Origin of the sequence: Planococcus ruber, assembly GCF_022819085.1 — a bacterium.
GTDB classification, from domain to species: domain Bacteria; phylum Bacillota; class Bacilli; order Bacillales_A; family Planococcaceae; genus Planococcus; species Planococcus ruber.
In genome coordinates this window covers 461,725-475,039 of the sequence record NZ_JALHAG010000004.1, presented here as the reverse complement: position 1 = coordinate 475,039, position 13,315 = coordinate 461,725, and the positions used below count along the sequence as shown (strand labels likewise).

The following is a 13,315-nucleotide window of genomic DNA, read 5'->3' as shown; positions in this document are numbered from 1 at the left end:
CCTATGCCACAATGCCAATGGCCGCAGGCAAACGAACTGATGCGGGCCTATCATGATGAAGAATGGTGCCGGCCAAGCCGGGATGACCGCTATATTTTTGAATTGCTGACGCTGGAAGGAGCGCAGGCAGGGCTGTCGTGGAACATCGTTCTAGGCAAAAGAGAAGCTTACCAGGAAGCATTCCATCACTTCGATATGGCCTATTGTGCTGGTTTGAGTGATGGAGAACTGGAAGACATTAAAGAAAATTTTCCTGTCGTTAAACATTTAGCGAAGCTTCAATCGGTTCGCACCAATGCGAAAGCCGCGTTGAAAATTCAAGAAGAGTTTGGGAGTCTTTCGGATTTTCTGTGGAAGTTTGTTGATTTTGAGCCAACCGTTAACAATTGGGAAACCGATGCGCTGGTGCCTGCAGAATCCCCTTTATCCATCCAAATCAGCAAAGAACTGAAAAAGCGCGGATTCAAATTTGTCGGGCCTGTAACGACTTATTCATTTTTGCAGGCCATAGGCATGGTTGATGACCATATCCGCTCATGTTCATTTCATACGGCTAATCGAAGCAAGTAAGCTATCGTACACTTGGATTTCTTGATTCAATCCAGGAAACTTAAGAAAACGTTAAGAATTCCCTGTGCTTTTCCTTCATATCTTTTCGTTATTCTTCTTTAAAGAAGGATAAAAGGAGACGGAGCTATGAAGAAATGGGGATTTTTGTTACTGGGTATGAGTCTTTTTTTCATTGGAGGCCAGGTTTATTCGCCGGGTCTGGATATTGAATTAGAGAGCCAACTCAGCTCTTATGAAACGGACAAGCGAGCTGCGGAACTTCAAGAGGTGGAAGTGAACGCAAATCAGCTGCATGCAGGCGACTTATTATTGGTCAACCGGGAATATGCCGCTGAAGAGCAAGGGATCAAACAAGACTTAATAGATCTTACAATTCAGCAGGAACTCGTTGAAGGCTTTTCAATCTTTGAGAAAGAGCTCGTCCTTTCAAAAGAAATTGCGAATAGGTTCGTGGAAATGATGGCGGCAGCTCGAACGGATGGCGTTTCGAATTTCGTCATGACGAGCGGCTATCGGAGTTTTTCCCAGCAAGAAGCGCTCTATGAGGAGATGGGCTCTTCTTTTGCATTGCCTGCAGGGCACAGCGAACACCACCTTGGGCTCTCGCTCGATGTTGGAAGTACGGAGATGAAGATGGAAAAAGCGCCGGAAGGAAAGTGGATCGAAGAAAACTCGTGGAAATACGGGTTCATCCTGCGCTATCCGAAAGACAAAACGGATGTCACCGGCATCGAATATGAACCATGGCATATCCGGTATGTGGGATTGCCTCATAGTGTTATTATGAAAGAAAAGAATTTTGTGTTAGAAGAATACCTAGTTTATTTAAAAAACGAGAAGCGCATTTCCGCGACGGTAAACGATAAAAACTATCTCATCAGCTATTATCCGGTTTCGGAAGCTGAGAACATTCGCGTTCAAAAGGGCAGCTCCTATGAAATTTCCGGTGATAATATGGAAGGCATCATTGTCACGGAGTTTTAGAAGCGAGAAAGAGCAATTTGAAATGCCCTAGGAGGATTATATTGAACGAATATTGCACGACTTAAGTAGTTTACACGATTCCAGCATCAGAACAACACGTAATGGAACTCATCGACGCGGATTGGACGGAAGCTTTTGGAGTGGCTTTACTTCTATTGAAAGGCGGGAAGACACTCATTCGGATAAATGGATCGGATATAGATATAGGTGTTGTCCAACATCACTTTTCACAAATACGCTGGATAAATGCGTCCACATTCTTAGTAGCCGCAATGGGCGCTGGAGAAAACGAAGATAGTATATTTATCGTCCGTGCGGATGGCACTCTGTTGCACTCATTTTTCGGCGGAGATTCCATTGCAGAAATTGTTGCAGGAGAAGAAGGAATTTGGATCAGCTATTCGGATGAAGGGATTTTTGGAGATGGAATTTCTTCTGAAGGACTGGTGCTTTTTGATCGGACCGGCCAAGTAAAGCCGAAAAGGGGCGAAGCTTGAAGGCGAAGTGGTTCAATATGAAGAATCTTACCGCCTTTGCTACCTTCGGGGGCCTGAAGGGATTTTGATGGGGTTGGCAGAGGAACTCGAAAATTGATGAGAGAAAGCAGGAAAACGATGGACATTTTCATTCAAGAATTAGCAGAAAAGATTGGCCGTTCGGAAACGAATCTCCTGATCGGCATTTCCGGTCACGGAGCTGCCGGAAAAACCGTTTTAGCCAATAAGTTGATGGAACGACTTGGTGAAAATAAGACAAATTATCTGAATACCGATCCGTATATTGTCAATTCCAGTGTCCGGATGAATACAATCCTCGAATATTCGTATGAAGAACAGCTTCATCGCTTTAAAATGACTGCTTGCCATTCCGGCGCCCATCACCTCCCGTCTTTGGACCGCGACGTCCGAAGCCTCCGGGAGGGGCTGAGCGTCAAAACGATTGGCACTCACTACATGCACAGTGAGCTGTTAACAGCGGATAAAAAGACAACAATTGTCGAAGGCATGAGTGTCGCTTTTCTGGATCCCGCACTATTTGATTTGAGAATTTACCTTTATACGGATGGTCCGACTGAATTCGAAAGAAGGGTAGGGCGCGATGTCGTAAAGAGAGGTGCGGATCTGAATTTTTTGCGGCAGTCGCACGAAGAGCGGCGGATTCAATACGAAATCTTTATGCATCCGTTTAGCCAAAACTTTGATATCATCATAAAGACAGTTGGGGAACAGGTTTATTTTGAAAAAAATGAACTTCGTTCATACTAGTAGACCCCCAGTTGTTTCCGTGTTTTTAAAAGTGTCAAAGTCCAAAGAATGGGTACATAATGAAAGTGAGAGCAATTTAGAAATGGAGATGAGTACATATGGCGACGAAATCAGCAATCATTACAGGAGCAAGCAGCGGCATCGGACAGGCAGCTGCAAAAGAACTTGCGGGGCAAGGGTATTCGGTCATGTTAGCTGCACGGCGGGAAGACCGCCTTGCGGAATTAAAAAAGGCTATTGAAGAGGATGGCGGAACAGCGGAATATCTGGTGACGGACGTTACTTCCGCTGATCAGATGAAAGCTTTGGCAAAGGCAGCTATCGAGCACTTCGGACGCATCGATGTGTTATTGAACAATGCGGGCTTAATGCCGCTGTCGTTTATGAACAAATTGAAATTGGATGAATGGGACCGGATGGTGGATGTAAACATTAAAGGCGTTCTTTACGGAATTGCGGCGGTGCTTCCGCAGATGGAGAGCCAAAAAGAAGGGCACATCATCAATATTTCTTCAGTCGCCGGGCATTCGGTCACGCCAGGCAGCGCCGTATACAGCGGCACGAAATTTGCGGTGCGGGCGATTTCCGAAGGGCTGCGCCAGGAAATTGATCCAGCCATGGCAATCCGTGTAACCATTGTCTCGCCAGGAGCCGTGGCAACGGAACTGGTAAATACCATTACCGATGACGATGTGTTAAATGGCTTCAAGGAGGGCCCTGAAATGGAATTCCTTCAAGCAGAAGATATTGCTCGCGCCATCGGCTATGCCGTGCAGCAGCCTGCCCATGTCGACGTCAATGAAATTTTGATCCGTCCAAGACAGCAGCCGTAAAAAAGGAATATAAATGAATGAATTGCCGATTTGCGAATAACGCAAATCGGCTTTTGTGTTTTTTGAAACCATTCCACTGGGTTTTCGTAAAAAGAAGAGAGAGGGGAGGGGACTTTCAGATGAAGCAGCCTAAAATAGATCTTCCTAAATCACGCTTTGAACAGGTGTTGGATGCAATTGGCCTCATTGTATTTATTGGATCAATCGTTTACTTAGTCTACGTATTCGGCGGGTTGCCGGATGAAGTGCCGGCGCATTTCAACGGGAGCGGCGAAGCGGACCGCTGGGGCAGCAAGATGGAATTATGGATCTTGCCGCTGATTGGCGGCGGTTTGTGGCTCTTGATGACTTTTTTATCGAAATACCCGCATACCTTCAACTACCTGAACTTACGGGAAGACAATATCGAAGCGCAATATCAAAACGCGCACTTGATGATGAATGTGCTGAAAAACGAAATCGTAATATTTTTCGGTTTCATCACCTATCAAACCATCCAGGTCGCTAAAGGTGCAGAAGAGGGATTGGGCATCGCATTTTTGCCAGTCTTCCTTGCCGTAATTTTAGGAAGCACTTTTTACTTTATGTTCCGTATGCTCAAATTATAAAATGCCTATCTCTGAGGAGAAGGGCATTTTTTTATTCACGCAACTTTCCATGCAGTAACCCACAGCCCCGAGAGGTTATCCACATCACATCAAAGTTATCAAGTTTTTGATAATACATCCGTATTAAATAAAGAATCGACTTATTCCGATAATAATACGACTGTATTAATTAATTGAATTTTAATATTATTCTGATAAAATGGAGGTATGCCAAAACTTATCGAACATGCCAAACGTAAAGAAATGATTGCTAAAGCCGCGTGGAAAGTTATTTTAGAACAAGGGATGGAAGGGGCGTCTGTCAGGAATATAGCGAAGGAAGCTGGGATTTCTTTAGGGTCTTTGCGGTATTATTTTGCTTCGCAAAATGACTTGCTGGGGTTTGCCCGAGACTTGATCTACCAAAAAACTGCTGAAAGGATGACGAGGATTTTTAAATTGGATATGCCGCCAAAAGAAAAAATCGTCCAGGTTTTATTGGATTTAATGCCGACGCCAGGAGAAACAAAACTGGAAGCCGAAGTAAGATTGGTGTTCAAAATCCATGCCCGCCATCAAGGGGAGGTGTTTGATGCGGAAAAAGACAGTGTCTACCTTGCGATCAAAGAAGTGATGTCGTATCTTGTTTTGCTCAATTTATTGAAGAAAGACGCGGATCTTCACCTGGAGACGGAGAGGATGTATTCATTGTTGGACGGATTGGCGCTTGATGGAATGATCCGGCCGCAATTGCTGGAAACCCATAAACTGAAGCGGATCATTGTTTATCATCTTAATTCGATTTGCATGGAGGAGTTTTAATCGAGTCGCCAATTTACCGCTTTTCAAGGAGACTGCATTTTTATGCATTGCGAATTTAGATGACATAATAAAAATATTTAGTATTAATTTGAATCAGTGAAAAGTTGAAAACCGTCTCCATTAATTTGATAATTAAGAATTTTTTAACCTTCTTCACAAAAGTTTATGCTACATTAAAATTAAGTGATATTTTTTATTCGGCTATTTAGTTCCTGTGGCTTTAAAATGGCCCAATTTCGAATTTGGGGATTAAGCAGCGGTTTAAATAGGGTACTAACTTAATATTGGGCATAATTTCAAAAAAGAAAGGGCTTGATGGTTATGTAAGATGAAAGCGTTCACTTCATTTAACTAAATATGAAAAGGGGGATTTAAATGGCGGAAACAAATGTCCGTGCAAAAGTTCAGCGTTTTGGGAGCTATTTAAGCGGCATGATTATGCCGAACATTGGAGCATTCATTGCATGGGGGATTATTACGGCTTTATTCATACCAGATGGCTGGATTCCGAATGAAACGCTGGCAAGTCTCGTCGATCCGATGATCAAATACTTGCTTCCATTATTGATCGGTTTTACCGGTGGGCGGTTAGTCTATGATTTTAGAGGAGGCGTAGTAGGTGCAACGGCCACATTAGGGGTCATTGTAGGCGCCGATGTTCCGATGTTCCTAGGGGCCATGATTATGGGGCCGCTTGCCGGTTATCTCATGAAGCTGATTGATAACCTGTTTTTGGCAAAAATCAGAACCGGTTTCGAAATGCTTTACAACAACTTTTCTGCCGGTATTTTAGGGGCGATTCTCGCCGGCTTTTCCGTCTACATCATCGGGCCAGTCGTCAGTTCATTGACGAATATCCTGGCAGATGGCGTTGAAGTGATTGTCGATATGGGCTTATTGCCGCTCGCAAGCATCATCATTGAGCCGGCAAAAGTTCTCTTCCTGAACAATGCGATCAACCACGGGATTTTAAGCCCGCTCGGCGTTGACCAAGCGGCACAAGCAGGGAAATCCATTTTGTTCCTGCTTGAAACAAACCCTGGGCCTGGTCTTGGCATTCTCCTGGCTTTCAGTATTTTCGGCAAAGGGGTTTCAAAAGCTTCGGCTCCAGGTGCCGCAATCATCCAGTTTCTCGGTGGTATCCATGAAATTTACTTCCCGTACATCTTGATGAAACCGATGCTGCTGTTAGCGGCAATTGGGGGAGGCATGAGCGGGGTATTCATGTTTACACTGTTTGATGCCGGCCTTCCGGCGACGCCGTCACCGGGAAGTATCTTCGCCTTATTGGCATTGACCCCTCAAGGAAATTATCTTGGCGTAATTTCAGGCGTTGTGGTCGCTGCTGCTGTTTCTTTCGCCATTGCTTCCGTTATCTTGAAAACGAGCAAAGTGGAAGACGAAGATTTAGCTGCAGCAGCTGGCAAAATGGAAGAAATGAAAGGCAAGAAAAGCGATGCGACGGGCTATTTAACGCCTAAACCAGCTCAAGCGGCCGTTGGTGCAGCTGCAGGTGGACAAGTCGAGGCTGATAATACGCAGCCGGCGGATTCTACAATGCTTGCGCCGGAAAATGTCCATAAAGTGGTATTTGCCTGTGATGCGGGCATGGGATCAAGTGCGATGGGTGCATCCTTATTGCGCAATAAGTTCAAGAAAGAAAATATCGACATTCCGGTTACCAATACCGCAATTAATCAATTGCCGGATGATGCCGATATCGTCGTGACACACAAAGATTTAACAGATCGCGCAAAAGCGAAACTGCCAGGGGCTGAACATATTTCTGTTGACAATTTCATGAACAGCCCGGAGTACGATAAATTAGCCCAACGTTTAAAAACAGATAAGTGAGGCTAAACCATCTTTAAAGGAGTGGTTTAATAAATGGCAAAAGAAGTATTGAGCAGAGAAAATATCAAATTAAATGTTTCTTTATCCGGAAAAGAAGAAGCGATCCGCTATACCGGGAGCATTCTCGTCGACGGCGGATATGTAGATGAAGGCTATATTGAGAAGATGCTGGAACGGGAAGAGCTGACGTCTACGTTCATGGGGAATTCGCTCGCAATCCCTCACGGCACAGAAGATGCGAAGAAAAATGTGTTGGAAACCGGTATTTCGGTCGTGACCGTTCCGGATGGCATCGATTTTGGCGGCGGCAACATTGCAAAAATCCTAATCGGCATTGCCGGAAAAGGAAATGAGCATTTGGAAATCCTTTCAAATATTGCAATTGTTTGTTCGGAAGAAGAAAATATCGATAAAATTTTGAACGCCACTACGGAAGAAGAGATTTTGGACCTATTCAGCGAGGTGAGCTGAATGAAAGCTGTTCACTTTGGCGCCGGCAATATCGGAAGAGGGTTTATCGGCGCCCTTTTATACGAATCAGATTACGAAACGCTATTTTTGGACGTCAACGGTGCAGTTGTTGATGCTTTAAATGAGCGTAATAGCTATGAAGTGACTTTAATGGGTTCTGAACAGCAGATCATTCGTGTGGAAAAAGTTCACGGCATCAATACGCTGAGCCATCCGGCAGAAGGCGCAGAAGCGATTGCTCAAACGGATTTAGTGACTGCTGCTGTCGGCCCGAAAGTATTGCCGATGATTTCAAGCCTGATTGCAGAAGGGCTGAGAGCCCGTTTCAAGAAAAATCCAGAGCCGCTGAACATCATTGCATGTGAAAACATGATCAACGCCAGTTCCTTGTTGAAAGAGCATGTCTATACGCATCTGTCAGAAGAGGAAAGGGAAATGGCGGACCGGTTGATTGCTTTCCCGAATGCGGCGGTCGACCGGATTGTACCGGACCAGACGAGCGATGATGTATTAGCAGTCGCGGTTGAACCATACTACGAATGGGTGGTGGAAAAACCGGCCATCAAAGGAGCGGTTCCTGCCGTTGAAGGCATCACTTACGTAGATGATTTAAGCGCGTTCATTGAACGGAAATTGTTCACTGTTAATACCGGCCATACGGTTCCCGCTTATTTTGGCCGTTATAAAGGGTTCCAGACGATTTACGATGCGATGCAGGACGAAGAGATCGAAGAGCTTTTAAGAGGAGCTTTAGGTGAAACCGGTGAAGTGATCATTCAAGAGCACGGTTTTGACCGGGCAGAACACGAAGCGTACATCCAAAAAATCATTGGCCGCTTCCAGAATCCGAACATCTCGGACCATGTCACGCGTGTCGGGCGAGGGCCTTTGCGCAAATTGGGCAAAAACGACCGGTTGATTCGGCCGGCAAGCCTTTACTGGCAGTTGACGGGGAAAGAGCCGATCCATTTAGCAACGGTCATTGCAGCTGTCTTGCTTTACGTGAATGACGAAGATCCGGAAGCTAAACAACTACAAGAAATGATCGCAGCCGAAGGATTTGAAAAAACACTTCAAAAAGTGGCAGAACTTGAAGCGGACGATCCGCTTATCCCGATCATTTTGAAGCGAGTGGATGAACTTCGTAGAAAATAAGAGATTTGCAATTTAAATGCCGATGAAGGTTCCTTCTTCATCGGCATTTTTATGCGCGTTTCTGGACTAATGAAGGATGACGGAATAATAAAACAATTTTATACTGAAAAGAAAAAACGTCTCCAAAGCGACTATCGACAGGAAGGAAGAAACTTCATGCCTAAATTTATTTGTGAAACGTGCGGTGTACAATACAGCGAGTCAGAAACCCCTCCAACTGAATGCATCATCTGCAATGAAGAAAGGCAATACGTCTTTGTCGCAGCCAACCGTTATTTTGTCCGAAGCGTGATCAGTTCTGGCATCAAGTAAATCAAATCTTTTATGTTAAGGGCGCTCAAAGCGAGCGTCCTTTTTCTAATGCGTGGCCGAACTTCTTGTCGAACATTTAAATAGAATTTGAGTTATGATAGAAGCATGGAAGTTTACATAAACGAATTTTCGCAAGTTAGATGAAACGCCGATTCGGCTGAGCAATTAGGAGGAAGAGTTTTGAACGCATATATCGTCATGCAAGGTGAAACGTATCAGGAAGAAAAGAATGCCGGCTTGCTCTGGGCTCCGGAAACGGATAAAGCGGGAATGGTGCCGCATTCCTATCAACGGCTGATGGAAGTGAAAAAAGGAGATCGCATTTTTCATTACGTCAAAGGGGCAATTGTGGCCATCAGTGTAGCAAAGGATACTTTCAAAAAAGAACGGAAGCCGTATGAAGAAGGGATGCTTGAAAACGAGTCAGCGGCCGGCTATTTGGTGCCGGTTGAATACCGGGAGCTGGAGAATCCGTTACTGGTGAAAGACTGCTTGGTGGACATCTTACCGCTTTTGCCGGTTAAATATGCTGCCTTTAAAGAAGACGGCACCGGCAATCCGGGATACCTTTATCCTTGCAACGAAGAGCTCGCCATTGAATTGCTGGAAGGCATCAGCCGGTTGAATGTCTATGTACCGGAAGCGGAGCAATTGGAACTTGCAATGGAAGTGGTCCGGATGACGGAGCATAATCCGCTCATCACGCTCATTGCAGAAACCATTATGGAAATGAAGACGAAAATCCAGCGCGGCCAGCTGCAGTTCAGAAAATCATTGCTGCCTTTATGGCATAAGGAATGTCCGCTTTGCGGCATGGACATCGACGCCGCGCTAAAAGCCGGCTATGCAAAACCCTGGAAAGACAGCACGGATGCAGAGAAAATCAATCCTTTTAACGGCTTGCTGCTTTGCAGCAACCACGAAGCGATGTTCACTGCCGGGTTCATCAGTTTCACAGCGGGAGGAACGCTGCACATCGCCCAACAGATTCCGGAAGAGCGCTACGCCGAATACGGTTTGAAAAAAGGCAAGAAAATCTCGGTGTATCCGGAAAACGGCGAATTTTTCCGGTGGCATAAACGAAAGATTTTTATCGATAAAAGAAAATCTGCAAATGCAGAGGCAGTAGAGGAAACCAGGGAAGGCGAATAAGCGCCGTCCCTGGTTTTTTTGTGATTCCATACGGATTTTTGTCTAAAGCCATACGCTTTAGGGGTATACAGGTAGAAACCATGAAAACGACTGGAGGTCATTTATGGACATTTTAATGACAGTCCTTCTTTTGCTTGTAGCATTGCTCATCTCAAATGTCATCAGCCATTACACACCATTCATCCCGACGGCCTTGATCCAAATCGCTTTAGGGGTCCTATTGGTGCTGTTTTTTGAAGATATATCTTTTGACATCGATACCGAATGGTTTTTGCTGCTGTTTATAGCCCCGCTGCTGTATAATGACGGCCGTCATTTTCCGAGGGAAGAACTGTGGCGCATGCGCGGCCCGATTCTTGGAAATGCGATCATCCTCGTACTGCTTACTACGGTGCTCGGCGGCTATTTCATCCATTGGATGATTGCCGCCATTCCGCTTTATGCGGCATTTGCTCTTGCCGCCATCTTGTCGCCGACTGATCCGGTTGCAGTCAACGGCATCGCGAAGCGCATCCATATCCCTGATAAAGTGCTGAATTTAGTGAGAGGCGAGTCCTTGATCAACGATGCATCCGGACTGGTTGCGTTCAATTATGCCGTCGCTGCTGTGGTTACCGGTTATTTCTCAATCCAGGAAGCGGTTTTTGACTTTTCCTATAAATTTGTAATGGGCGGCGTGCTGGGGATTGTCCTCGGGCTTTTGGTCATCTGGATTCGCCATTTGCTTCGCAAGCAAGGCATCAACGATGTCACGTTCCAGTCCTTGCTGCACATTATGACGCCTTTTTTCATTTTCATCGTGACCGAAGAATTGCTCCACGCTTCCGGAGTCATTTCGGTAGTGGTTGCCGGCATCATCCATTCGCTCGTGCGGGAACGCACCGAAACTTTAGTCGCTGAAGAACAGATGCTGGCTGAAAACATCTGGACGATTATTCTGTTTGTGCTGAACGGCATCGTCTTCTTGCTGCTTGGATTGAACATTCCTTCTTCCATGAGCGGCGTACTGGAAAATCCGGATATCGGCTATTTGCTGCTCTTCTCTTATGTAATCGGCATTGGCGTTTTCATTTTTGGCGTCCGGTTTATCTGGTCGTACCTTTTTGCAAGCTTTGAGGCCCGTTTCACAAAATCGGATCAAGTCGAAAAGCCGAGTTTTAAACAAACTCTCTTGACAAGTCTGACAGGGGTAAGAGGGACGGTGACGATGGTCGGGGTGTTGTCTATCCCTTATGCGTTGGAATCGGGAGAAGATTTTCCGAACCGTTCGCTTATCATCTTTTTAGCTGCCGGAACGATTCTCTTCACGCTGCTGGCTGCGACCATCTTATTGCCGCTCTTGAGCCGCGGTGAAACGGTGGAAGGGCAAGTTGTCGGGAAAATTGATACGGAAGAAGCGAGAAAAAGGCTCCTGCTTGCATCCATCAAGAAATTGAAAGCCGAGACGACGGAAGAAAACGAAACCGTCGCATATGAACTGATTGAAGAATATAAATTAAGGCTTAAACAAATTTTGCCGGAAGAAGAATTAAGATCGGATGAAAACAAACAGCGGCGGAAACAATTGAAGAAAATCCGGATGAAAGCTTTATCGATTGAAAAATCCCATGTCGAAATGCGGCTGAAAGAAAAAAGGTTCGGAGATGAAAAAATCCGAAAAGCCTTTGCGAAATCATTCAGAAGACGTGAAGCGGCGATCGAAAAAAACGTGCATTCCTTAAATGTCTATATTCAAAGCAAACTGATCCGGGCTTGGCGCCGTTTTAAAGGCGAGTATTTAAAAGATGATGAAACGCGTCTGGTGAATATTCAACTTGGAAAAGAAGTGCAATTGGAAGCGCTGGAAAAAGCAATGGACTATTTGCAGGGATTTTCAAATGAAGGCGAGAAACAGATGGCAAGTTCCGTCATGCACGACTACCGCCGGATGATCAAAGGATTGGAAACGCCTGAATCGCACTTCAATGAACAATACGAAATTCAAAAAGAAGAATTGCGCCTGATCATGATGGACATGGGCCGATCAAAAATCTATAAAATGTATGAAGACGGCGAAATATCGAGAGAACAAGCAAAAGAGCTGAGACGCTACCTAAACCATATTGAAAGCATTACACTTTATGAATACAGTGAGTAGTAGGGGAAGCCTAAGCGGATGCTCAGGCTTTTTCTATTTCTGCTTGGCATTCTTTTGAAATCCTGTGGTACATTATTAGTAATATACACAAGCAGACACTCATGGCTGGCAAAGAAAGATAGGTGAACGGATTGGTTTCCTCAAAAGACGTAGCGAAACATGCAGGCGTTTCTCAAACGACGGTTTCCCGGGTTTTAAATACCCCTGAACGCGTAAAAAAACCTACACTACAAAAAGTGATGGATGCAATCGAAGAACTGAATTATATTCCGGACGGCAATGCCAGGTCGTTGGTGCAGCGGAAAACGCGGACGATTGCTTTGATCTCCGGGCCATTGCATAATCCATTTTTCTCTGAATCAACAACGGCCATCATCAACTACGCGAATGCCCAAGGATTCCGCACCAATGTGCATTTCATCAATGACGACAATAGCGAAGAAGTCTATCATTCTGTCTTTGAAAACAAAGTGGACGGCATCATTTTGTCTTCGATTTACCTCGATGATCCTATCTTCAATAAATTAGAAAAATCGGGCATTCCTTTTATATCGTTTAACCGGAAACACCAAAGCGAGAAGAACTATGTGGAAATTGACAATCGGCAGGCAGGCTATTTAGCAGCCATGCACTTACTGGATAAAGGGCATGAAAACATCGTCTGGATTGGCGGCCCTCTGACCATCAGCACATTCAAGGGGCGGATGGAAGGTTTTATCCAAGCTATGCAGGATCAGCAAATCGCTATTCCAAAAGAACGAATGATTGTTACCGATACGAAAAAGGAAGAGCTTTACGAAACTTTTCTCGCATTACAGAAATCCGCTGAACGGCCCACAGCGATTTGTGCGGCGACGGATGCCATCGCGATTCGCCTGATGGACTTTTATATATCTGCAGGCATTCGCATCCCTGAGGACCTAAGCATTATCGGCATCGACAATGTGGAACTGAGCCGGCATGCTTCATTGGATTTGACGACCGTCGGCATGGAAGATGAACGCGGATTGGGATTTTTAGCAGTGGAAAAATTATTCGAAATGATTTTTCAGAAAAATAAGTCTTGCATCCAGATTAAAAAATCTGTTAGACTATTCGAAAGAAATACAACCATGAAAAAATAAATTCATATAAATGGCTATATGAATTTATTTTTTCTTTAAAATGGTTACG

14 protein-coding genes and 1 pseudogene are annotated in these 13,315 nt (G+C 44.9%); all 15 read left to right on the top strand.

The window, feature by feature from the left end:
* Positions 1-3 precede the first annotated feature (3 nt).
* Complete coding sequence (locus tag MTR82_RS10255) at positions 4-570, top strand: DNA-3-methyladenine glycosylase I (RefSeq protein WP_246808928.1); 567 nt, start codon at positions 4-6, stop codon at positions 568-570.
* A 126-nt stretch (positions 571-696) separates the two neighbouring features.
* On the top strand, positions 697-1,554 hold the full coding sequence (locus tag MTR82_RS10250) for a M15 family metallopeptidase (RefSeq protein WP_246808927.1): 858 nt from the start codon (positions 697-699) through the stop codon (positions 1,552-1,554).
* A 101-nt stretch (positions 1,555-1,655) separates the two neighbouring features.
* Complete coding sequence (locus tag MTR82_RS10245) at positions 1,656-2,051, top strand: hypothetical protein (protein ID WP_246808926.1); 396 nt, start codon at positions 1,656-1,658, stop codon at positions 2,049-2,051.
* Positions 2,029-2,148, top strand: a pseudogene (locus MTR82_RS17190) (VOC family protein); the annotation flags it as partial. The gene MTR82_RS10245 and the pseudogene MTR82_RS17190, both read left to right, overlap by 23 nt.
* 20 nt (positions 2,149-2,168) lie before the next feature.
* Complete coding sequence (locus MTR82_RS10240; protein ID WP_246808925.1) at positions 2,169-2,819, top strand: uridine kinase family protein; 651 nt, start codon at positions 2,169-2,171, stop codon at positions 2,817-2,819.
* A 98-nt stretch (positions 2,820-2,917) separates the two neighbouring features.
* Complete coding sequence (locus tag MTR82_RS10235; protein WP_246808924.1) at positions 2,918-3,652, top strand: SDR family oxidoreductase; 735 nt, start codon at positions 2,918-2,920, stop codon at positions 3,650-3,652.
* A gap of 119 nt (positions 3,653-3,771) precedes the next feature.
* Entirely contained in the window at positions 3,772-4,260 is a 489-nt protein-coding gene (locus MTR82_RS10230) for a DUF1648 domain-containing protein (protein ID WP_246808923.1), read from the top strand.
* Positions 4,261-4,467: 207 nt separating this feature from the next.
* Positions 4,468-5,061 (top strand): TetR/AcrR family transcriptional regulator, encoded by a 594-nt coding sequence (locus MTR82_RS10225; RefSeq protein ID WP_246808922.1) that lies wholly within the window; start codon positions 4,468-4,470, stop codon positions 5,059-5,061.
* Between the two features lie 375 nt (positions 5,062-5,436).
* Positions 5,437-6,915 carry a PTS mannitol transporter subunit IIBC gene (locus MTR82_RS10220; protein ID WP_052651641.1) on the top strand — a complete coding sequence of 493 codons (1,479 nt, stop codon included), beginning with the start codon at positions 5,437-5,439 and terminating at the stop codon, positions 6,913-6,915.
* 33 nt (positions 6,916-6,948) lie between these two features.
* A complete protein-coding gene (locus MTR82_RS10215; protein WP_246808921.1) occupies positions 6,949-7,386 on the top strand; it encodes a PTS mannitol transporter subunit IIA in 438 nt (145 codons plus the stop codon).
* The gene (locus tag MTR82_RS10210; RefSeq protein ID WP_246808920.1) at positions 7,387-8,541 is read left to right on the top strand and encodes a mannitol-1-phosphate 5-dehydrogenase; all 1,155 of its coding nucleotides are present in this window, start codon (positions 7,387-7,389) and stop codon (positions 8,539-8,541) included.
* Positions 8,542-8,697: 156 nt separating this feature from the next.
* The gene (locus tag MTR82_RS10205) at positions 8,698-8,853 is read left to right on the top strand and encodes a hypothetical protein (protein WP_246809069.1); all 156 of its coding nucleotides are present in this window, start codon (positions 8,698-8,700) and stop codon (positions 8,851-8,853) included.
* A gap of 180 nt (positions 8,854-9,033) precedes the next feature.
* The gene (locus MTR82_RS10200) at positions 9,034-10,005 is read left to right on the top strand and encodes an HNH endonuclease (RefSeq protein WP_246808919.1); all 972 of its coding nucleotides are present in this window, start codon (positions 9,034-9,036) and stop codon (positions 10,003-10,005) included.
* Between the two features lie 103 nt (positions 10,006-10,108).
* The gene (locus MTR82_RS10195; RefSeq protein ID WP_246808918.1) at positions 10,109-12,142 is read left to right on the top strand and encodes a Na+/H+ antiporter; all 2,034 of its coding nucleotides are present in this window, start codon (positions 10,109-10,111) and stop codon (positions 12,140-12,142) included.
* 122 nt (positions 12,143-12,264) lie between these two features.
* Positions 12,265-13,266, top strand: coding sequence for a LacI family DNA-binding transcriptional regulator (locus tag MTR82_RS10190; protein ID WP_246808917.1), 1,002 nt, complete (start codon positions 12,265-12,267; stop codon positions 13,264-13,266).
* The last annotated feature ends 49 nt before the right edge of the window (positions 13,267-13,315 follow it).

Coding starts and splice junctions, on each gene's coding strand:
- MTR82_RS10255 (WP_246808928.1), top strand. CDS start 4: ATGCCACAATGCCAATGGCCGCAGGCAAACGAACTGATGCGGGCCTAT.
- MTR82_RS10250 (WP_246808927.1), top strand. CDS start 697: ATGAAGAAATGGGGATTTTTGTTACTGGGTATGAGTCTTTTTTTCATT.
- MTR82_RS10245 (WP_246808926.1), top strand. CDS start 1,656: ATGGAACTCATCGACGCGGATTGGACGGAAGCTTTTGGAGTGGCTTTA.
- MTR82_RS10240 (WP_246808925.1), top strand. CDS start 2,169: ATGGACATTTTCATTCAAGAATTAGCAGAAAAGATTGGCCGTTCGGAA.
- MTR82_RS10235 (WP_246808924.1), top strand. CDS start 2,918: ATGGCGACGAAATCAGCAATCATTACAGGAGCAAGCAGCGGCATCGGA.
- MTR82_RS10230 (WP_246808923.1), top strand. CDS start 3,772: ATGAAGCAGCCTAAAATAGATCTTCCTAAATCACGCTTTGAACAGGTG.
- MTR82_RS10225 (WP_246808922.1), top strand. CDS start 4,468: ATGCCAAAACTTATCGAACATGCCAAACGTAAAGAAATGATTGCTAAA.
- MTR82_RS10220 (WP_052651641.1), top strand. CDS start 5,437: ATGGCGGAAACAAATGTCCGTGCAAAAGTTCAGCGTTTTGGGAGCTAT.
- MTR82_RS10215 (WP_246808921.1), top strand. CDS start 6,949: ATGGCAAAAGAAGTATTGAGCAGAGAAAATATCAAATTAAATGTTTCT.
- MTR82_RS10210 (WP_246808920.1), top strand. CDS start 7,387: ATGAAAGCTGTTCACTTTGGCGCCGGCAATATCGGAAGAGGGTTTATC.
- MTR82_RS10205 (WP_246809069.1), top strand. CDS start 8,698: ATGCCTAAATTTATTTGTGAAACGTGCGGTGTACAATACAGCGAGTCA.
- MTR82_RS10195 (WP_246808918.1), top strand. CDS start 10,109: ATGGACATTTTAATGACAGTCCTTCTTTTGCTTGTAGCATTGCTCATC.